Consider the following 22,736-nt stretch of genomic DNA (forward strand, 5'->3'; position numbering starts at 1 on the left):
AGTAAGCATATTTACCTGAAAGCTTATACACATTTACGACATAAGAGTCCCACAATGCAGTCATGGCAGGAGAATGAACAAAAAAGTCAGAAAAGTATTACTCTATTTTTTAAGTATTCCTGCCATATCCTCCCATTATTCTCTATCTTTGCAATAACCAATTAGTCCGATATATAGAATATGAAAAACAGACACTACCTTTTCGGAATTTCATTACTGACCTGCATCTTATGCTGCCTTTCACATCAGGCCCGCGCATACAGCTTACGACAATTCTCCAATAAGGATGGACTGTCCAACAGCGCCATCCTGTCTCTTTATCAAGATCACCAAGGCATCATCTGGATTGGTTCGTGTGACGGTCTGAACGTCTTCGACGGCAAAAGCCTGCATGTATACAGCCCTGTCAACTCTTCTAAAACATTGCTGTCCGGCAACCTGATCAACAGCATCATGGAAACCGAAAGAGACGTATTGTGGATCCAGACCAACTACGGACTCGACCGGCTGGACACCAAGCAGCAGACCTGCCGGAGTTTCGCCGAGTTCAAGGACAAAAACTACATGGCTAAAAGTGACGATAATGACCTGTTCATCGTAAAAGATGACGGATATCTCTACTACTTTCAGCGGGAAAAACAAGCTTTTCAGAAGTTGGACGTTCCCCAGATCTCATTCGGGCATGTGCTGTCCGTCACCGTCGATGCGAATAATATATTGTGGGTTTTCACCTCCGATAATGACACCCGCAGCTATCAGATAAACAAGACGGCAGAAAGCGTAACCTTAACCTCCAACAACCTCTTCAAGCACCAGGAGAAACTGTTATGGGCCTTCTCGGAAGAACGTTTAGTGTATTTCATTGATGAAACCTACTCACTCTACGAATATGATTTCAACAACCAGCAGCAATACTTCATCGCAGATCTCAAAGCGGAAATCGAAGCGCGCGGTGAAGTCTCTTCCATCATCAAACAGCAGAACGATTACTACATCGGCTTCAAAAGCAGCGGTTTAATCGTACTCAAATACATGTCCGACCAAAAAATCAAATACCAGATACAGCCCACTGAGATTCATTCCGGCATCTTCTGCCTGATGCAAGACAAATTCCAGGACATTGTCTGGATAGGAACGGACGGGCAAGGAGTATATATGTATTTCAACGATGCTTTTTCCATCACCAATACCTTGCTGGATACCCCGGTATATCAGATAAACAATCCTGTACGCGCCCTGTACTATGACCAGGAGCAGACACTATGGATAGGAACCAAAGGGGGAGGAATACTGCGTATCCGGAATTATTCTCCCGAAAGCAGTGCACCGGAATCTTTCGACCGTATTTCCGTCAGCAACAGTACACTGACTGATAACTCTGTCTACTGCTTTGCTCCCGGTTCCACTGACAAACTATGGATAGGTACGGAAAATGGACTCAACTACTATTCCTATAAAAGTAAACAGGTAAGAGAGTTCCCGGTGACAGCCAACGGAGAAAAGCTGAAATATGTACATTCCATTAACGAACTGAATGATTCTACCCTATGGGTGGCTACTGTAGGTGAAGGTATTGTGAAGATTGTTCTGGGTGGGAACAGTGCTTCTCCTACCGTAAAATCAGCCACCAGGATAGTATTGGATGACGGACGCATGGCTTCCAACTATTTCTTTACCTCTTTCCAGGAAAATGATTCTGTCTTGTGGTTTGGAAACCGTGGCTACGGAGCTTACAAGCTGAATACCCATACCGGTAAACTAACTCCATATAGTTTCGATGACGTAGTGAACAGCCAGACAGCCAATGATATTTTTGCCATTTACAAGAATAAAAAGGGGTATTGGCTGGGAACCAGTTCGGGGCTGCTTCATTTCAACCAGGATAATTCGCACTATCATGACAGGGCTGACCTGTTTTTGAACAACACCGTACATGGCATTCTGGAAGACCAGCAGGCTAATCTCTGGATCAGCACCAATCAAGGACTGGTAAGATTCAATCCCCAAACCAATACCGGGCAAACCTATAACCGGGAAAACGGACTGGCCGTTACCGAATTCAGCGATGGCGCTTTCTACCAGGACAAACGGACGGGCACATTGCTTTTTGGTGGTACAAACGGGTTTGTGACCGTTAAGTCCAATACATACACTATGGAAGATTATATGCCCCAGATACACCTGAAAGGCCTGACCATCTTCGGAAAGGATCACAATATCTACGATTTCTTCTCAGAGGAGAAAGGGACGCCTGCACTTCAACTGGATTACAGCCAGAACTTCTTCTGTATCAACTTTATGGCTGTCGACTACATCAACGGCAATAACTACTCCTACTCTTATAAACTGGAAGAAGTAAGTGAGCATTGGATAGAGAGCGGAACGTCGGCCAGCGCCATATTCTCCAACCTCTCACCCGGAAAGTACACTTTGTTAGTGAAATACAAGAATAACATTAACGGACAGGAAAGCCAGCCTCAGACCTTGTTCATCTACATCACTCCGCCCTGGTATCTGAGTTACTGGGCTTACGGAATTTATTTCATCCTGTTCGCTTCTCTCTGCATCCTGCTGGTTTATCAGTTCATTCAAAGATATCGCCGCAAGCAACACCACATGATTGAGAAAATGAACCGGGAGAAGAAAGAGGAAATCTACGAATCGAAACTACGCTTCTTCACTAACATTACGCATGAATTCTGTACTCCCCTGACACTGATTTATGGTCCGTGTGAGAAGATACTGGCTTACCCGAATGCCGATTCATACATTCGCAAATACGGACAAATGATACGGCAGAATACGGAAAGGTTGAATAGCTTGATTTTAGAATTACTTGAATTCCGCAGACTGGAAACCGGCAACAAGGCTCTGTCAATCCAGCGGCTATCCGTATCGGATAAGATAAGGAATATAGCAGAGTCATTCGGTGAATTGGCTGAAAATCGCAATTTGGACTACCGTTTGGACATACAGCCTGACGTTTTATGGAACACGGATATCAGTTGTTTTAATAAGATAACCAACAATCTGGTATCTAATGCTTTCAAGTATACACCGGAAAAAGGGAGTATCACCGTTGAACTGAAAACAGAAGACAAACACCTTACTCTCCGTATCTCCAATTCCGGTAAGGGAATAGCCAAAGAGAACCTTGCAAAGATATTCGACCGCTACAAGATACTGGATTCTTTCGAGATGAACGGAACCAATTCGCGGAACGGTCTCGGACTGGCTATATGCAAGAGCATGACCAATCTGCTGAATGGACAGATCAGCGTTGACAGTGTGCCCAACGAGTTAACGACATTCACAGTTACTTTACCGGAACTAACACTGACAGAGCAGGAAACACCGCAGGAAGTGTATGAAAACACTCCATTGAATATCCATGAGGAACCCATAGAACTGGAAAAGACTGTTGCGGATTTCGATGTGTCCAAAGAAACAATCATGATTATCGACGATGACCCTTCCATGTTGTGGTTCGTTTCGGAAATATTTGTAGAGAAGTATAATGTATTATCCTTCAACAATGTCAGGGAGGCTTTAGACAGTCTGGAGCTAAAGCAACCGGATTTAATCATCTCCGATGTGATGATGCCCGAAATCGACGGACTCTCTTTCGCCCAACAGATAAAGCAGAATAAATTGTGGAGCCACATACCGTTGATTCTATTGTCCGCCCTCCACAATGAGGACGAGCAGGTGAAGGGTATCGAATCGGGGGCGGAAGCTTACGTCACCAAGCCTTTCAATGTGAAATATCTGGAGAAGATAGTCTACCGGCTGATAAAACGGAAATTAGACTTAAAAGAGTATTATAGCTCCATATTCAGTTCCTTCAAGATAGAAAACGGCAATTGCATACATAAAGAAGAACAGGAGTTTCTGGATAAGGTAATAGAGACCATAGAGAAGAACATCAGTAATCCCGACTTATCCGTCGAACTATTGAGCAGCGACTTAGGTTATAGTACCCGCCAGTTCTACCGGAAACTGAAGCCAATAACCGAAAAGTCACCGGCCGACATCATCAAGGAGTATCGCCTTACCATGGCAGAACGGTTACTGTTGACCAAGAATCTCACCATTGATGAGATTATGGACCAGACAGGGTTCAATAACCGAGGTACCTTCTACAAGCTGTTTACTGCACGCTTCGGTATGCCGCCGCGGCAGTATAGGGAACAGCAAAAGGATAACGTCATGATAGAGAAGTCTTTATTATAAAAGCACAATCTAAAATTTATCCTGATCGTTTTCCTGATATCAGGAAAACGATCAGAAAGTTATTCTAAAGCGTACCGGAAAATATCTATTTCCCTTTCACAATCCGCTTGATGTCATTCAGCTTATTCAGTGCTTCCAGCGGCGTCAGGTTATTCACATCCAGCGTCAGTATCTCGTCACGTATCTGACAGAGTACCGGATCTTCCAACTGGAAGAAACTGAGCTGCATACCGCCGCGTGTCTCTCCCACTTCCACCATTGGCTTACTGGCGATGCCTTGCTGGCGATTATCCGTTTCCAGTTGCTTCAGGATGTCATTCGCACGTTTTACGATACTTTTCGGCATACCCGCCATCTTCGCCACATGAATACCGAAAGAGTGCTCACTGCCGCCACGCTCCAACTTACGCAGGAAGATGACTTTGTTTTCCACTTCCTTGACGGAAACATTATAGTTCTTGATACGCTTGAAGCTTTTCTCCATTTCGTTCAGTTCGTGGTAGTGCGTGGCAAACAATGTACGCGCCTTTGCCCTGGGGTGCTCATGGATATGCTCTACAATCGCCCAGGCGATGGAAATACCGTCATAGGTAGAAGTTCCCCGTCCCAGCTCATCAAAAAGCACCAGACTGCGCGGTGACAGGTTGTTCAGAATATCAGCCGCCTCATTCATTTCCACCATAAAGGTAGATTCACCGACGGAGATATTATCGCTGGCACCCACACGGGTAAATATCTTATCCACCAATCCGATATGCGCACTCTCGGCAGGCACGAAGCTGCCAATCTGTGCCAGCAACGTTATCAGTGCCGTCTGCCTCAACAATGCGGACTTACCTGCCATGTTCGGACCGGTAATAATAATAATCTGTTGCGAACTGCTATCCAGCATCACATCGTTGGCGATATACTTCTCGCCTATCGGCAACTGTTTCTCGATTACCGGATGACGCCCCTGACGGATATCCAGCACATCATTATCTTCAATAACAGGACGGATATAATTATTCTCACGCGCCACATTGGCAAAGGAAAGCAGACAGTCCAGGCGGGCTATCTGGGTCGCATTGACCTGAATGGCGGGAATGAACTCACTTAAAGCCTGCACCAGCTCCGTATAAAGCTGCGTTTCCAGTATCAATATCTTGTCTTCGGCACCCAGGATTTTCTCTTCATATTCTTTAAGTTCCTGCGTGATGTACCTTTCGGCATTTGCCAAAGTCTGCTTACGTATCCACTCCTGCGGCACTTTATCCTTATGCGTATTGCGCACCTCGATATAATAGCCGAATACATTGTTGTAACCGATCTTCAAGCTGGGGATTTCCGTCAGTTCACTTTCGCGCTGCTGTATTTGCAGCAGGTAATCCTTACCGGAGTAAGCAATCTGCCGCAGTTCGTCCAGTTCGGCATTAACGCCCGATTTGATGACACCGCCTTTATTTATCAGCAGCGGAGGGTCATTATTGATTTCTTTGGCTATGCGGTCACGTACAGACTGGCAGATGTTCAGTTGCTCACCGATACGGCTCAGACTGGCATTGTCCGCTTCCATACAAGCCTCCTTGATGGGCTCAATAGCTTGAAGCGCCACTTTCAGCGCTACCACTTCACGCGGAGAGACACGTCCTACGGCTACTTTGGAAATGATACGTTCCAAGTCGCCTATCAGATGTAACTGTTCCTCAATCAACTCCTTGAAGTCCGGCTGACGGAAAAAATACTCCACCACGTTAAGGCGCTCGTTGATAGGCAACACATCCTTCAACGGAAACACCAGCCAGCGTTTCAGCAAACGGGCTCCCATAGGGCTGATGGTCTTATCAATCACATTTAGCAGACTACTGCCGCCATCGTTCATGCTGCCTATCAGTTCAAGACTGCGTACGGTGAACTTATCGAGACGGACATACTTATCCTCTTCAATACGTGCCAGCGAAGTGATGTGCCCTATCTGGGTGTGCTGCGTCATGATGAGATATTGCAGGATAGCACCCGAAGCAATGATACCATTCTTAAGGTGTTCCACACCGAATCCCTTCAGGTTTTTCGTTTCAAAATGCTTCAAAAGCTTTTCACGGGCTGTGGTCTCTGTAAACACCCAGTCGTCCAGTTCGAAAGTAAAGAACTTGTTTCCGAAGTTCCCCTCGAACATGCCGCGCTTGCCACGCTCAAAAAGCACTTCTTTGGGGGCGAAGTTATTCAAGAGCTTATCCACATAGTCGAAAGGACCTTCCGCCGTAAGGAATTCACCCGTGGAGATATCGAGAAACGCCACACCGCACATTCCCTTGCCGAAATGAACTGCGGCGAGAAAGTTATTTTCCCGGTAGTTCAGTATGTTGTCGTTAATGGAAACACCGGGAGTCACCAGTTCCGTGATACCGCGCTTCACTAATTTTTTGGTCAGTTTGGGGTCCTCCAACTGGTCGCAGATAGCCACGCGCTTGCCTGCACGTACCAGCTTGGGCAGATATGTATCCAGCGCATGATGAGGGAAACCGGCCATTTCAACGGTTTTTCCTTTACCGTTGGCACGCTTGGTCAGAGTGATTCCCAGGATTTCGGCCGCAACGACAGCATCGGTAGAATAAGTTTCGTAGAAGTCACCGCAACGAAACAGCATAACGGCATCCGGATGCTTGGCTTTCAAGTCCAGGAACTGCTTCATCATCGGGGTGAGGACAATATCTTCGTTCATGCAGATTTATCTTTATCGAACACAGAGGCACGGAGGTACAGAGTATTTCACTGATATAAAAATTATAAAAGAGAACTCTATGTCTCTGTGCCTCTGTGTTCATTAATTAATGAGACAAAGATAATTCTTTTTTAGAAAATAAGCGTGGAGAGGGTTCAAATCCTTAGTAAGCCTTAACAAAAGCGTTCGTTTCGCTAAAACATGTTATAAAACACACTTTTTTATTTGTTTTATTTGGAGATATCCCGAAAGTCCGTACCTTTGCAATGTGTTTTTCATAGTATTAGATTTAAGGTTAACAAAGGTTGGAGTACAGCGGTACTCCTTTTTTTATGCCCATACGTAACGTCATACAGTAAAATAATCTCCATTTGAACTGATTTGTCCCCTTTTTTGCGCCTTTTGTACACCTGGTAATAGCAACTATTTCGCTTAATTTGCATCCAAAAGACATATTACCATGAAAAACAAGAAAATGAAAAAAGTACTCCTTTATTGCCTGGCAACCATCTTTGCCACCGGAGCCTATGCCCAAACTTACAACTGGGTGAGCAGCACGGAAGACAACATCTGGCAACAGTCCAAAGTAAAGTTACAACCGAACACCGCTCAGACCCCGCTCTTAGAAGTCAGCGGAACCGAAGAAGGCACTACCTTCAAAGCATGGGGCACCACCTTCAACGAACTGTGCTGGGATGCCCTGAACATGCTCACCCGCGATGAACAGGATGACCTTCTGGAAAGAATGTTTTCTCCACAAGGAGATTTACGCTTCACAAGAGGAAGAATTTCGATGAATGCGAACGATTATGCACGCGACTGGTACAGTTGCGACGAAGTATCGGGCGACTTCCAGTTGAAGTATTTCAACATCAACCGTGATAAGCTGGCAATCATTCCTTTCGTCCGTGCGGCACAAAAGTATAATCCTGAAATGACATTCTGGATTTCCCCCTGGTCTCCTCCCAGCTGGATGAAAATCAACCACGATTACCCGGTGCGTAGCGACAAGACCAATAAAATGTCTCCGGAATCGAGCATAGCCCTCTACGAAGACCATACCGAGAAACGTGAAGACGTCTTCCCCAAACAGCTGGCCGTGAACGACTATATGATACAAGACCCCCGCTATCTGCAGACGTATGCCAACTATTTCTGCAAATTCATTGATGCCTACAAAGAACAGGGAATTCCCGTCGATATGGTCATGTATCAGAACGAAGCATACAGCTACACTCCCTATCCCGGTTGTGCCTGGACCGCCGAAGGCACCGTGCGCTTCAATGTAGAATATCTGGCTCCTACGCTGAAAAAGCATCACCCGGAAGTGAAACTATACCTCGGCACCTTCAACACGAACCGCTACGACTACGTCGACAAGATACTCTCCGACCCGCGTATGCCGCAAAGCATCGAAGGCATAGGTTTCCAGTGGGAAGGCGGACAGATATTGCCGAAAATCCGCGGGAAATATCCCCAATATAAGTATGTACAGAGTGAAAGCGAATGTGGCTGGGGCAGTTTCGACTGGAAGGCCGGAGAACATACTTTCCATCTGATCAACCATTACCTGGGCAATGGTTGCGAAGAATACACTTTCTGGAACAATACGCTCTGCGATAACGGCGAGAGTCCCTGGGGCTGGAAGCAGAATGCGCTGATACATGTGGACTCTAAAACCCGCAAGGCAACGCTGACGCCCGAGTATTACGCCGTGAAGCATTACAGCCAATTCGTCTCTCCCGGCTCACGCATCATAGCCTATAAACCGCAGAAAGAAGATAAAACGCCCGTCATGGTAGTGGAAACCCCACAAAAGAAGAAGATAGTCATAGCCGGCAATTTCAACAATGAAGCCAAAGAAATAACCCTGAAATTGGGCAACCGCTATCTGAATGTAGAGCTCCGGCCACATTCGTTCAATACGTTCGAAGAGAAATAAATTGATAAAAGTAATCGTTATCCGGACAATCATATCCGAATAATGATTACTTTTGCCGTGAAATTCAATCGTAGTCATCGCAAAAGAAACACTGAGCTTCTATTTTGAATAAGGATAACTGCCTTGGAAACAACAACAAACAACCCACAGTCATGAAAGAAGAACATTATTTTCCGAACGTACCCCACAACTATCCCTTATGCCTCAACCGCCAATGTCCCAAAGCATCTACCTGCCTGCGGCAACTGGTAGAGCAAGAAGTGGCGGATAACGTGGAATACTGGGTAATCATCAGCCCCAAATACCAGGCCAAACTGAAGGGTGCATGTCCCCACTATCGCTCCAGTAAAAAAGTGCAATACGCCAAAGGCTGCATAAATATCCTTGATAACCTGCCCCACAGACAAAGGCAACATGCCATGAGCGGTCTGGTGGAATACTTCAGCCGAAGAACCTATTACCGCGTCCGCAAAGGCGAACGCCTTCTCAGCCCTGCCGAACAAAGGGACGTACAGAAGATTTTCAAACAGTGCGGTGCAACCGGGAAACAGGAGTTTGACGCTTACGTAGAAGACTACGAATGGTAACAATCACCCCCATCTACAGGTTAGCTACATCCCATCTATAGATCCATGCTTTTGCCATGCCTATGGCACAACTTTGCCATCGCATTGGCACAACATTGCCATGCCTATGGCACGACTGTGCCAAAGCGATGGCAAGAATCGGGCATAACTCTACGGTTTCGGCAACGCCGCAGTCCCGGCAGATTAAAGCTGCAAGGCAGCAAAATGATCAGGCAGCTAAGATTATTCTGATATTATATCGAACTCACTCTTAAATAAGAGTATCTCTGGAAACAGAGGTTTCTGGTGACCAATTCCACGGTTCCATAATTCCAGTCTGTTTATTGACTAAACGTTCATCCTGTTTTATCTTCTGAATTAGTCTGGTTAAATTCGGCAAGTTATAACAATCATTTGCTTCAATGTCTTTGAGTAATTCATGATCGTCAAAAAAAGCACTCCAAAAACAATCTACAATTCCAATATTATATTTATCCAAATGCCCATAACCATCCTGCCCATTATATTTTTCATACAGAGGTTGAAGCGTATTGACTACATAAGCAATCATTTTATGACGTTCTTCAAGCGTCATACCTTCCAGCTGAGAATATTCTTTTTGCTTCTCATCTTCACGTTCAAGAATATATGCAATTTGTTCCACAAATGTACTTGCTTTTACAAAATAGTCACTATGATTTTCGTCAGATAACCGCTCTACGAAGCGTAGTATTCCTTCATGAATTTTGGGCTTTCCATAAATGTCACGTCCCATGAATTTATCCATTATAGACAGATTGTCATCGTTCAATACCAATTCATTTATTTTATCATCCTTGTCATATCCAAAATTGACTAGCAAATCTTTCAATTCCTTTTCTTTTCCATTATTTAACAACCAGGCTAAACTAATCTTATTGTCATTCAGCACATAATTATTCCAGTGATAATCAATAGAATCTCCGCAAACATTTATATTATCTTTATTTGTATTCTCGTCCATTTCTATTAATAGAACAGATGGCATCTGCACAGTGCAGAGATTGAACTTCTTAAAAAAATACAGATGCTCTCTGTATGGATAAAACTCTTTGCTTAGTATATTGTCCTCGCTATCAATATTAGACATTGGATTTAAAGCTACAATGTAGTCTTTATAGCTTATAAATTTGTTTTTATTTAAAGTATCAAGATGATTATAATCAATTCCAAAAACATATTTTATGCGTTCTACATATTCATTGTCCGGTAAAAACTGATAGCCTTGCTGCTTCAATTTATAATATAGCATCATTCCTCCCAACGAAACATCATTAGACGTTGCTATTCCGGATAGGTTTACATATAGACTACCTTCGTAATCATCTCCACTCATTATTTCATCCAAAGCATTCACTAACTTATCATAACTCGACTTTACCTCCAGCCACTCTTTATCCGTCAATTTCATGGCCGTAAGCATAAGTGTGTCACTTCTTACGTCTTCCACTTGTTGCATCTCTTCTTTTGTAGACACAACATCTTCTTTTGTTTTCTTCGCATTTTCACAACCCACAATAATAATGGCTATAAATAATAATTTGATAAAAGTTTGCCGTTTCATTTTCATTCGTTTTTATTTCTTAATATTACAGAGAAAGGTATTGAATATTCGCTCACTTTACAATCGTCCAATATCTTATTTATCATTTATAATAATATATGCATCCGCAGCTTAAATTTTCTACCTTTGTTCTTTTTCAATTAATCCAAAGAGTTTGGATATCGATATTGCATCCTTATCAACACCGGTAAGAGGTACTTTACAACGTTTATCAAAGAAATCGACATAAACGGTGTCATTTACTATTCGCCATTCAAATGACAGAATGCGTTTATCAAAATGGTCGTATATAATATCCGAGCCATTTGCTTCTTCCCGATAGTCTTTATTAAGGATTATACTTCTTCTGAAAAAGCTTCGGCAATAGCTATCAGGATATTTTTTTATTGAGTCTAACCGGATAGTTCTATCATTGAAAGCAATGATACTATCTATAAGGGTTTGTTCACTTTTACATAAGTGATTATAAACTACATAATTTTCCTCTTTCTGTGTGGAACTGGGACCCATCCATATTTTACGTTCCCAAGCATCTATCGGCATTAAGTAAAATCTTACTGGCATAAAATAGAATCCCAAATAAATAGCTGTACATATAATCAGCGTACAAACCAATATATGCTTTGTTTTCTTCATAATATCCTATATGAATCATCCTTTATGGATTCTGTTTAAACCGTATTTAACGTGAGTTCGATATAAGTGATAACTTGCGATTAGCAATAAAAGCAGTAAATTTATAGTACTAAAATATAACATTCACTAGACTTTTACCGCTATGTTCACCAAAAGCAAAATTACAGAAATATATTGTTTGGCAAATGATTTCTGCAAAGAATTTACCAAGCAACAAGAAAAATATATGTTGGAAGACCAAGTTGAAGGTCATAACCACCGAAATGAGCCTAATCGTATATGTGTGTAAGCATTCATCCCATTGGTTTCCGGTCCGAGTTTCCTATAACCGCTTTGTGGAATTAGAAAAGGAGATTCTTCTCCCATTGACTATCTTTATCAGACAGGTACTCTTGGGGCAATGTACAGGAATTAGTTTTGCAAATCAAACTTGTTTGATAACATTATATCATTACCACCTGCACCCCTTTACGGCTGTTTCAGATAATCCGAAGGCAACACTCCGAACTCCTCTTTAAAGCATTGCCGGAAGTAAACCACGCTATTTATACCTACTTTGAACGCAACCTCGGATATATTATACCTGCCCTCCAGCAACAACCGTTCGGCATACCGCATCTTTATCTTACGGACATACTCATTAGTGGAAAGTCCCGTCAGCGCTTTCATCTTACGGTAAAGCGTAGATTTACTCATATACATATTGTCAGACAAGTAGCCGATATCAATCTTCTCGGACGACAGCCGGTCTTCTATCAGCTTGTTTATCTTCTCAAGAAATTCATTATCCAGCTTATTCATGGACTCTGCCAACTGGGCACGCTTCTCATCCAGACTGTGATGAGACGTCGAACCGGCAAAGCGTTCCGCCAGCAGCTTGCGCGATTCAAGCAGATTATTGATGCGGCTATGCAGGAGGGTAGCGCTGAAAGGCTTGGTCAGATAAGAGTCCGCTCCCACCTGATACCCTTCTTCTTTATCTTGCAGAGAGTCTTTAGCAGTCAGCAGGATGATGGGGATATGACTGGTGCGCACGTCTTCTTTCAGCTGCTTACACATCGTTATTCCGTTCATCACGGGCATCATGATATCGCTCACGATGATGTCGGGGATGCAACTCAACGCTTGCTCTATTCCCAGTTCGCCGTTGGCGGCGGTCTTCACTTCAAAATCGTCGGAGAAGGACTCGACGATATAGTTGCAAATGTCCTCATTGTCCTCCACAATCAGCAGAATACGCTTTCCGCCGGACACTGATTCCGGAATCTCTTCCTTTTCCTCCTTTTCATCGGCCGGTTTCTCCGGTGAGTCGGTATGCAACACGTGGGGATAAGTATTGTCCGTCAGCAAGCTGAAGTAGAACGTGCTGCCTACGCCCAAAGTGCTTTCCGCCCTTATCTCCCCTTCATGAAGGGCAACCAGATTCTTCACCAACGCCAGACCGATGCCCGTACCGGAAGCCTGGTGGTCGCCGCCCTCCTGATAATAACGGTTAAAGATATGGGGCAATGAATCGGGAGTGATACCATAACCGGTATCACTGACCTTAATCTCGGTATAGTCGATGTTGTTCCGCACCACGTGATACAGGCCCAGTGTAATGATACCCTTTTCGGTATATTTAATCGCATTGGAGATCAGATTGTCCAGGATAATGGTCACCACTTCCTTGTCAAAGTACAGGGACATATCCTCCCTTTCCAGTTCGATGTGGAACTCTATATCCGGTTTGCGGTTCAGTTCCTTGTATTTGAGGCCGACTTCATGCACCAGATTAGCGATATTGTCATGAGCCACACAGAGTTTCTTATTCTGCGTTTCCGTCTTTCTGAATTCCAGTATCTGATTTATCAGGTTCAGCAACCGGATGGCACTCTGATGAATCACCGATATCTTCTGGGAATCTTTGTTTGACAATGAGTTGCTTTTCTGCATATCTTCCAATGGTCCCAGTATCAGTGTCAGCGGTGTGCGGAGTTCATGCGTGATGTTAGTGTAGAAACGAAGACGCTCCTGATTCAGTTCCTGCTCCTGCTCATGGTTCTTCTTTTCCAGGTCGTAGAGAACTTCCACATCGAGCTTCCTCTTATAGGCATGGAGAATAAGAAACAGGATTACCGCACTCAGCAATATATAGGACAGTTTGGCCCACCAGGTCAGCCACAAGGGAGGTACGATGTGAATGTCCAGTGCAGTCACGTTGTCCGACCATTCCTGGTTTCTGATACGGGTCTTTATCTGGAAGCGGTAGTCGCCGGGAGGAATATTACGGAAAGTGACGTTATTAACGTCCTTCACCGTGTACCAGGCGTCTTCCAGACCTTTCAGCATATAGGCATACTCTACTTGGTTGGCCAGTGCATAGTTCCGGATGTTGAAGGTGATACCAAAGCTGTTCTGCATATATCCCAGCTTCACCTTCGACTGGCTGTCGATACTGACCACTTCCTCGTTACTACCCGGACTGCCCAAAGGGGCGAATATCTTCATTTCCGTGATAACGGCCGCAGGAGACTCACGCTTTGCCAGAACAAAATCCGGATTGAAATGGCACAAACCATTGATGGAACCGAAGTATATCTCTCCATCCTGTCCCTTAGCCACACTCCCGCTCATGAAGTTTCCCATCGGCACCCGGTCCCAATGGTCGTAATTGTAGAAAATGCCTTTATCCCTTACCAGGCAACTGATTCCCTTGTTCGTACTCACCCAGATATTACCGTTACCGTCTTCGGTTATCGCGCGTATATGCGTATTGTTCAGCCCCTCCTCGCGGCGGTATGCCTTGTAAGTCCATTCAGGGAATGAGGAAAAGCACACTAATCCCTCTCCCGTACCGACCCATACGTTTTTCCGGCTATCTTCATAGATAGCATTCACGGTGTTGGAAGGGAACTGATTTTCAATATTGAAAAGCTTGATATCCTGCAAGTTTCCGTTACCTACACCCAGTCCGCTGCCAAACGAGCCAATCCACAGATATCCCCGTGAGTCTTTCAAAACGCATCTCACCAGGTTGTTTTCAAACTCATAATGCCCGGCAAGTTTCTTCGTGGCAAGGTCAACCTTATAAATACCGTTGCTGGTACCAATCCATAATATACGCTGATTATCCTCATAGAAGGAGCGTACATCCTCATGTTCTATCTCTTTCAGAAAATTCCGGTGAAACACTTTTCTTCTGGTATCATAGTAATTCACTCCATCCATGAACAGACCGAACCACAGATTACCTTCCGAATCACGCAACGAAGCCTGCACGGAGTTTCCTCCCATATCTTCAGTCTCTTCCTGATAGACAGCTACCCGCGTACCATTGTCAAAGACATTGATTCCTCCTCCATCCGTACCAATCCACAACCTGCCCCGGCCGTCTACACAAACGCTGCTTGCAGTCTTATTATTCAAACGGCTCATGGAGTCATGGTTCGACGAATAGTAATAGCCGCTGAACAAGGGAGGTTCGTAACTGAGAAAGTTTATGCCGCCACCCCAGACCCCCGCCCAGATGTTCTTGAATGAATCCTGAAAAATACATCTTGTACTCGAATTTGACAGACTATATCCGTCATCCCCTTCCTTTATATAATGGAACTGGGTCTGTTCCGGCAACAGAAACAGCCGTTGGGACAAATCCATGATAGCTACTCCACCGAATTCCATCGCTATCCATAGCTTATTCCCGTCGAGCTGACGGATATCATAGATGTAATGCGAAAGATTGCCATCTGAATTAAACTGAATGAAGTTCATTGATTCCGGATTGAACAGGGCCAGTCCCTTATTTGTCCCTACCCAAATGTTATCGTTCGTATCCTTATACACGCATCTTACTTCATTACCCGGCAGGCTGTTCTTGTCATCAGGGTCATGGACAAAATTTTTCACCCGCTTGTCTTTAATGGAAAGGATGCTGAAACCGTGATGCACATGCCCGATATATAACTTGCCATTTCCTCCGTCGGCCACTGTCCAGATATTGTCACTTGCCAGACCGGGTATATTTTCTGTATTATAATGGAAAAAGTGCCCGGACTTCTTATCAAAATATTCTATTCCTTTCCAATAAGTAGTGACCCAAAGGTTGCCGTCGGCGGCAGCCACGATATTGGTCACATCATCGGTTATGATACTTTCCGGAACCGAATCATTATGCCGGTAAAACGTAAAGGTGTCATTCGCATAGTCATAAGCATTCAGTCCGGCCCTCTGCGTACCAATCCACAGAACAGAGTCTTCCGGGTCATCCAGCAAGCAATTCAGTTCGTTTCCCGTGATTCCATATCCGTTTTCAGTCTCATTCTTATAATAAGTGATAAAACGGGTTCCATCAAACTTATTCAGGCCTTCTTCCGTAGCAAACCAAAGAAATCCCTGCTTATCCTGAGCAATACTGACCACATAATTGTTGGATAGTCCCTTCTCAATACTGAGTTGCCTGACAGCATATGGTTGTGCCGACAAAAGGAAAGGTAACCACAAGAAGTAAAGTAAAAATCTGCTTTTCATTATATCAGTTTTTTATTCTAATCCAAAAATACGAATAAATTCTGTATTCAAGGTACACAAATCATTCAATGCATGATTTGTATACCTTCACTGCACGATTTACACAGTCCTCGAATGCCAATATAGCATACATTTGCATTGACTAAAAGTGATATTTTAGTAAAGAGTGTATCTAATTGTTTAACTTTAAAAGTAATATTTATGAAGAAGCATTTCTTTAATGCCACCTTACTCTGGGCATTTTTATCGCTGGCTTTATGGACTACAGGATGTAGCGACGACGATGGCTATCCTGATGTGGATGGACAAGCTCCTTCGATAGCATTAACTGCCGACCACATTCAGACTGCAGCAGGTCGCACGTTCACGCTTGAAGGAACCATCACCGATGCTGATGGCATTTCAACCATTCAGCTACAGTGTGCCGACCTGTACCTCAACAAAACAATCGATTTAATCGAGATTTACGACAAGCCGCTGGAGACTTACAAGTTGAGTTACAACTTCGAAATCCAACCTAACGAAATCGGTGAACAATTCACAGTGAAAGTAACGGTGACAGACGTAGGCGGACGTAGCGTTTCACAAGACGTGCGCATAACGCTGGACGGAGACTTCGAGAATCCCATTTTCGTCATTGCCCCTACTAATGGAAGCATGGTCACTGCATTGTTGAGAGAAGGCGAAATTCCTAAATTCACCATGAACATTTCAGTAACTGACGACCGCGCATTGGATTATCTTATTCTTAATATTGAAGGTATCGAAGAATACACAAATCTGAGAGTGGATGCCGATGGCGGCAAAGCCTTTGAACAAGCATTCGACATCACAATGCCTGCCGAAAAGAAAGACTATCCCATGACTATCAGCGTTTACGACAAGACGGGCAAAAGCTCAACTATCGAGTGCACCGTATCCGTAACCGATGTTCAGGACTTTGAAAAGATGTATCTTGCTGACGTAGCAACCGAAGCGGAACTGAACAGCGACGTATTCGGCGTGCCGATGCGAATCGATCATGTGGGCGAATACCAATACCAGGCTCTCTATTACTGCCGGAACGCCAATACGGAAATCTTCTTCCTGCCGCAGAAGACAAGCTTCTCTCCTGTTTGTTATGGTCTCGACCCCGAAAATGAAGACATGCTTACTGACGATCCGTCAACAGCCAAACCTATTGTACTGACCCATGCAAATGTGTACTACAAAATCAATTTCAACATCTTACAGAAGACATACGAAATAGACTTCTATTCGGTTGAAGACGCCATAGATCCCTGGCCTGCAAGCATGACATACGGACTTCCGACTATGGATAAATGGAATGACGGCGGTTCTACAATGATGGACTTTACCTTTGGTATGACATCAACTAATCCGACTGAAGTTGTTTCCTTAAAGCAAGATGCCACCAACCCGCATCTCTTCTATTATGATCCGATGTCGCTGACGGGAGGAGAATCCATGAACTTCATCATCCACAATTATCACACAGACCAGTGGTGGAACTTTGTACGCTGGTGCAGCGATACAGAGGATAATCCCGAAGTCTTCGGTTATTATAACGGAAGTTCAATGAAGAATGCGGCTTACACCGGACCTACAACAACGCAAGATGTTTGGTCTAAACCCAGAGTAACGGCTACCGGTTCCTACCAGTTCTGGTTTGATTCCCACTTGGGTAGAGCAAAATTAGTAAGAGTAAATTAACCTGATAATAGTCTGACAAATGAGAAAGCAACTATTAATAGCATGTCTTTTGTTACTGTCAATATGCAGTTATGCACAACAGATAACAATAAAAGGTATAGTGACTTCTGCTACCGACAAGGAACCCCTGATCGGAGCAACAGTTCAAGTGAAAGGTACCGGTAGTGGTACGATTACCGGCATTAACGGTGATTATTCACTATCCAATGTAGAAAAGAATGCCGTATTGGTATTCTCTTCCATCGGTTTTGAATCTCAAGAAATTGCAGTAGGAAGCCAAACCACAATCAATGTAGTACTGAAAGAAGCTACCGAACTGTTGGATGAAGTGGTAGTTATCGGTTATGGTGCTGTAAAGAAGAGCGACTTAACCAGCTCCATCGCTACAGTAAAAGGTGAAGAAATCACCGAAACCGTGACAGGTAATGCCATGGATGCCTTGCAAGGCAAGGTAAATGGCGTGCAAGTTACCAGCGGCGGTGGCCCGGGCGCCAGTCCGAAGGTGTTGATTCGTGGTGTAACTACAGCCAATGGTACAAACCCGCTGTATGTTGTAGACGGCATGCCGGTGGGTGACAATATCAACTTCCTGAACAGCAACGACATCGCTTCCATGGAAGTGTTGAAGGATGCTTCGGCTGCCGCTATCTACGGTACACGTGCATCAAACGGTGTTATCCTGATTACCACAAAGAAAGGCAAGACGGGCAAAGCCCGCATCAACTGGACTACCTCCGTAGGTTTCCAAACCGTAGCCAAACCTGATATTGCCGGTCCGGCCGAATATAAGGAAGTGTTTAATACCCGCTACACAAACGATAACGCGGGTTCCATTTGGAAGGATAACGGTGCAACAACCAATCCGGGTGGTACAGACTGGTGGGACACCGTGGTCAATAAAACCGCCTTGGTGCAGAACCACTCACTCAGTGTGGCCGGTGGCTCCGAACAGTTTGTCTATAATTTCAGCGTGGGCTACTATCGCAACAACTCCCAATTTGATGTGGGTTACTGGGACAAAATCAATATCCGCCTGAATACCGAATACACATTCAATAAGTATGTGAAGCTGGGCGTTGACATTGCTCCGCGTGTAGAATCGTGGGATGATACTCCGAATGTCTTTTCGGCAGCGATGGCTATGGACCCTACAACTCCGGTATTCCGTCCTCAGGATCAATGGGAAGACAATGAATTCAACAACTACCAACGTTCCTATAACAATCAGGAATGGAATCCGGCAGGTACGGTAGCCCGTCAAAACGCGCACTCCCGCGAAATGGGGGCTATCTTGAATACTTACTTGCAGGTGAATCCGATAGAAAAGCTGACCTTGCGTACCCAGTTTGGTGCCAATGCGCACTATCGTCGTTCCGACACGTTCATTCCTGAATTTAGCATGGACCCGCTGGAACAACAAACATTGAGCGAAATTACCCGTCGTAATCAGGAATGGTTTGACTGGAACTGGACGAATACAGCCACTTATATGGATACGTTTGCCGGGAAGCACAACCTGAACGTTATGGCCGGTTTTACCGCTGAACGTTTTGCATGGTACAACACGCAAGCCCGACGTGACAATGTTCCCAACAATCTGGACCAGATGCAAGAGGTGAATGCCGGACAGCAGGGTACGGACGAGGCCAACGGTGAGACTACTTATAATACATTAGTCTCTTTCCTGGGACGCGTCATGTATAACTATGATAATCGTTACTACATCTCTGCCTCTCTTCGTGCCGATGGCTCTTCCCGTTTCCCGAAAGGTAACAAGTACGCCCTCTTCCCTTCCGTATCTGCTTCCTGGCGTGTCATCAGCGAAGGATTCATGCAGGATCAGGAAATCTTCAGCGACTTGAAACTCCGTGGCGGCTGGGGACGCGTAGGTAACCAGAGCATCGACAACAATGCTACCCTAACCTTATTGAGCGAAACTCAATATTATTTTGGCAATACGCTGACAAACGGTTATTACGTGTCTACAGTAGGCAACAAAGAATTGAAGTGGGAGACCGTAGAAGACTGGAACGTGGGTGTGGATATGTCCTTCCTTAATTCACGTCTGGGCGTGACATTCGAATACTTCCAAAAAAAGTCCATGGATATGCTCTATCAGAAACAGAACATCCTGGCTCTGGGTTATAACAACTGGAACAGCCAGATTTGGATGAACATCGGCAGCATGCAGGCCCGCGGTTGGGAATTGGGACTTACCTGGCGCGATGAAATCGGCAAGGACTTCTCTTATGATCTTGGTCTGAATCTTTCTGCCGTGCGCAATAAGGCTATCAAATTCTCAGGTGACGGTCCTATGAGCGTCGGTGGCTTCAACAGCGATCAGATTATCCGCAATGAAGACGGTGGCCTCATCTCCCGCTTCTATGGTTATGTAGCCGACGGCTTGTTCCAGAACTGGGAAGAAGTATATGCACATACCGATGAACACGGAACAAAGATTCAGCCTGACGCGAAGCCGGGAGATATCCGCTTCAAAGACTTAGACCACAACGGTGTGCTTGATGCCAATGACAAAGCTTATATCGGTAATCCTTATCCCGACCTGATGATGGGTCTGAACATCGGCATGCGTTATAAGAATATTGACTTTGCCGCCAACTTCTATGGTACGTTCGGTAATGATATCTACAATATTACCAAAGGCAGATATTCCGGTGCCGGCGGACAGAATGTCTGGGCAGGTACATTGGAAAAAGCATGGCATGGCGAAGGCACCAGCAACGATATTCCCCGCTTGTCGAGCAACGATTTGAATTTGAACTATAACCGTGTATCCAGCTTCTACGTGGAAGACGGTTCTTACATGCGCTGCAAGTTATTACAAATAGGTTATACACTTCCTAAAAAATGGGTCGGTGGTGCCGATTTACGTCTCTCTTTCTCCGCGCAGAACCCGTTTACCATTACCGGCTATTCCGGTATGGATCCTGAGCGTCCGATGGTTGACGGTACTACCGACCAATCTGGTAGTGCTATCAATACCGGTATCGACAACGTGGCTTATCCTAATCCGAGAACATTCCTATTCGGCATTGACTTTAAATTTTAATCCTTGATTACTCATGAAACGAATATTTACAATAGTAGTTTTGATTGCTTCGCTGATGTTTACCTCTTGTGAGGACTTCCTGACCGAAGACGCACGCGGGCAGTTGAACGTGGACACTTATTACAAGTCCATAGAAGAATGTGAATCCGCCGTTACGAGCTGCTATCAGGCTCTTACTTATGGAGGATGGTGGCAAATAAATACAGTGTGGCTGCTTTCTGAAATGTGCAGTGACGATGCCTGGATGGGCAATACGACACAAAGCCAGAGTGACTATATTTCATTAGCCCACTATCAGGGAAACGGTGCCAGCAACGGTCCTATTTCCAACTTCTGGCAATACCGTTACAAAGGTATCTTGCGATGCAACATTGCCATAGACCGTATTTCGGCTCTTGAAACTCCGGATACTGAATCCCGGGACCGTCTGGTAGCAGAAGCTCGTTTCCTGCGTGCTTACTATTACTTCGAACTGGTGAGAAATTTTGGAGGGGTACCTTTGATGACCAGTTTCCAGATGCCGGAAGAAGTGGCAGGAACCGAACGTGCAACAGAAGAAGCTGTCTACAAATTTATTGAAGACGACTTGGTGGCTGCTGCCGGAGTATTGCCACGACGCAATGCAGCTGAAGTAGGGCATGCCACCCGTGGTACTGCTCTGGGACTATTGGGTAAGGTTTATCTCTATCAAGAGAAGTGGCAGGATGCCCGTGAAGCATTGAAGACCGTGATTGACGAAGGAGAATATAAATTGCTCCCTGACTTTGGTGATGTATGGAGTTTGGCTTATGACAACAGTGAAGAGAGCCTTTTTGAAATCCAATACGAGTATCATGCAACATTAGGCTTAGGTGGTTCGCTTGCTACCATCACCGGTGCCCGTAACGGCCCGGGCGACGGTTGGAGCTGGTGCCAACCTACAGCCAATCTGGAACAGGCTTATATTGATGCCGGTGATACGGAGCGGTTGAAGTGGACTATCATTAAATCCGGTTGTACGGAAATTGCCGGAGAAGATCAATTCACAGAGTTTGTAGAAACAAGTAAAGCCTTGAACAAATATCAGGAATACATTGATAAGTATGGTTGGGACCCCGATTGTTATATCGTTGATCCTGCGCAGCACAAATCTGCCCGTCTCATCCGCAAGTATTTCCTGCCGCTGAAAGATCGCCCGGCAATATACAATACGGACAAGAGCCCTTTGAACCATCGTATTTTGCGTTATGCCGATGTCCTTCTGATGTATGCTGAGGCTTGCAACGAATTGAATGATGATGAATCTGCACGCGATGCCCTCAACCAAGTACGTAAACGCGCAAAGCTGGATAACATTACAGCAAGCGGAACAGAGTTACAGAATGCCATTCGACTGGAACGGCGCCTTGAACTGGCATTTGAGCAAAACCGCCTGTACGACATCCGTCGCTGGAACGATGACAACGGAAAGAAAGTTATTTGCAACCTAATGGGTTCGAACGGAACATTCGTGAAATGGAATACCGATGAAGCAACCCGCGATGCCCTCGAATGGGAAAACCAGGGTGAAGCAAGCAACAAAGGTATCAGCTTTAATGAAAACCGTGACATGGTATTCCCGATTCCTTTATATGAAATTACAATGTCTAACGGTTCTATCACTCAGAATCCAGGTTGGAATTAACCCGGCCCGGACTCAGGTAACAGATTGTTATAGAAGTTAATCACTCAATAGGTTAATACTATATTTTCTGCCGCGGGTAGTCCACAGGATTATTCGCGGC

Annotated in this window: 10 protein-coding genes and 1 pseudogene; 7 read left to right on the forward strand and 4 right to left on the reverse strand. The window is 44.8% G+C overall.

Going from position 1 to position 22,736, the window contains the following annotated elements:
* Positions 1-180: 180 nt before the first annotated feature.
* On the forward strand, positions 181-4,233 hold the full coding sequence (locus BUC01_RS05510) for a hybrid sensor histidine kinase/response regulator transcription factor (protein WP_073312984.1): 4,053 nt from the start codon (positions 181-183) through the stop codon (positions 4,231-4,233).
* 85 nt (positions 4,234-4,318) lie between these two features.
* Here BUC01_RS05510 and mutS read toward each other — a convergent pair whose 3' ends face one another.
* The gene (gene mutS / locus BUC01_RS05515) at positions 4,319-6,934 is read right to left on the reverse strand and encodes a DNA mismatch repair protein MutS (RefSeq protein WP_025830824.1); all 2,616 of its coding nucleotides are present in this window, start codon (positions 6,932-6,934) and stop codon (positions 4,319-4,321) included.
* A gap of 460 nt (positions 6,935-7,394) precedes the next feature.
* Between mutS and BUC01_RS05520 the strand changes: the two genes are divergently transcribed.
* Together BUC01_RS05520 and BUC01_RS05525 are read left to right on the forward strand one after the other, a co-directional pair.
* On the forward strand, positions 7,395-8,876 hold the full coding sequence (locus tag BUC01_RS05520; protein ID WP_073312986.1) for a glycoside hydrolase family 30 protein: 1,482 nt from the start codon (positions 7,395-7,397) through the stop codon (positions 8,874-8,876).
* A 152-nt stretch (positions 8,877-9,028) separates the two neighbouring features.
* The gene (locus tag BUC01_RS05525; RefSeq protein ID WP_025830823.1) at positions 9,029-9,463 is read left to right on the forward strand and encodes a DUF6078 family protein; all 435 of its coding nucleotides are present in this window, start codon (positions 9,029-9,031) and stop codon (positions 9,461-9,463) included.
* A gap of 250 nt (positions 9,464-9,713) precedes the next feature.
* On the opposite strand, the gene BUC01_RS05530 is transcribed toward BUC01_RS05525, so the two are convergent.
* On the reverse strand, positions 9,714-11,045 hold the full coding sequence (locus tag BUC01_RS05530; RefSeq protein ID WP_139261812.1) for a hypothetical protein: 1,332 nt from the start codon (positions 11,043-11,045) through the stop codon (positions 9,714-9,716).
* A gap of 120 nt (positions 11,046-11,165) precedes the next feature.
* Positions 11,166-11,681: a hypothetical protein gene (locus BUC01_RS05535; protein WP_025830822.1), complete on the reverse strand. Its 516-nt coding sequence runs from the start codon at positions 11,679-11,681 to the stop codon at positions 11,166-11,168.
* 142 nt (positions 11,682-11,823) lie between these two features.
* Here BUC01_RS05535 and BUC01_RS25815 point away from each other — a divergent pair.
* Positions 11,824-12,118: pseudogene (locus BUC01_RS25815) on the forward strand (IS982 family transposase); the annotation flags it as partial.
* Between the two features lie 31 nt (positions 12,119-12,149).
* On the opposite strand, the gene BUC01_RS05545 reads toward BUC01_RS25815, so the two are convergent.
* Entirely contained in the window at positions 12,150-16,190 is a 4,041-nt protein-coding gene (locus BUC01_RS05545; protein WP_073312990.1) for a hybrid sensor histidine kinase/response regulator transcription factor, read from the reverse strand.
* A 201-nt stretch (positions 16,191-16,391) separates the two neighbouring features.
* Here BUC01_RS05545 and BUC01_RS05550 point away from each other — a divergent pair, with 201 nt between their 5' ends.
* The 3 genes from BUC01_RS05550 to BUC01_RS05560 are packed head-to-tail and all read left to right on the forward strand — an operon-like array spanning position 16,392 to position 22,636.
* Positions 16,392-17,903, forward strand: coding sequence for a cadherin repeat domain-containing protein (locus tag BUC01_RS05550; protein ID WP_025830817.1), 1,512 nt, complete (start codon positions 16,392-16,394; stop codon positions 17,901-17,903).
* Between the two features lie 19 nt (positions 17,904-17,922).
* Entirely contained in the window at positions 17,923-20,973 is a 3,051-nt protein-coding gene (locus BUC01_RS05555; protein WP_025830816.1) for a SusC/RagA family TonB-linked outer membrane protein, read from the forward strand.
* 13 nt (positions 20,974-20,986) lie between these two features.
* The gene (locus BUC01_RS05560; protein ID WP_025830815.1) at positions 20,987-22,636 is read left to right on the forward strand and encodes a RagB/SusD family nutrient uptake outer membrane protein; all 1,650 of its coding nucleotides are present in this window, start codon (positions 20,987-20,989) and stop codon (positions 22,634-22,636) included.
* Positions 22,637-22,736: the final 100 nt, after the last annotated feature.

Origin of the sequence: Bacteroides stercorirosoris, from assembly GCF_900142015.1 — a bacterium.
Taxonomy (GTDB): domain Bacteria; phylum Bacteroidota; class Bacteroidia; order Bacteroidales; family Bacteroidaceae; genus Bacteroides; species Bacteroides stercorirosoris.

Bases quoted from the DNA above. Each gene is read 5' to 3' on its own strand.
- mutS (WP_025830824.1), bottom strand. From the start codon at position 6,934: ATGAACGAAGATATTGTCCTCACCCCGATGATGAAGCAGTTCCTGGAC.
- BUC01_RS05510 (WP_073312984.1), top strand. From the start codon at position 181: ATGAAAAACAGACACTACCTTTTCGGAATTTCATTACTGACCTGCATC.
- BUC01_RS05545 (WP_073312990.1), bottom strand. From the start codon at position 16,190: ATGAAAAGCAGATTTTTACTTTACTTCTTGTGGTTACCTTTCCTTTTG.
- BUC01_RS05520 (WP_073312986.1), top strand. From the start codon at position 7,395: ATGAAAAACAAGAAAATGAAAAAAGTACTCCTTTATTGCCTGGCAACC.
- BUC01_RS05525 (WP_025830823.1), top strand. From the start codon at position 9,029: ATGAAAGAAGAACATTATTTTCCGAACGTACCCCACAACTATCCCTTA.
- BUC01_RS05535 (WP_025830822.1), bottom strand. From the start codon at position 11,681: ATGAAGAAAACAAAGCATATATTGGTTTGTACGCTGATTATATGTACA.
- BUC01_RS05530 (WP_139261812.1), bottom strand. From the start codon at position 11,045: ATGAAACGGCAAACTTTTATCAAATTATTATTTATAGCCATTATTATT.
- BUC01_RS05550 (WP_025830817.1), top strand. From the start codon at position 16,392: ATGAAGAAGCATTTCTTTAATGCCACCTTACTCTGGGCATTTTTATCG.
- BUC01_RS05555 (WP_025830816.1), top strand. From the start codon at position 17,923: ATGAGAAAGCAACTATTAATAGCATGTCTTTTGTTACTGTCAATATGC.
- BUC01_RS05560 (WP_025830815.1), top strand. From the start codon at position 20,987: ATGAAACGAATATTTACAATAGTAGTTTTGATTGCTTCGCTGATGTTT.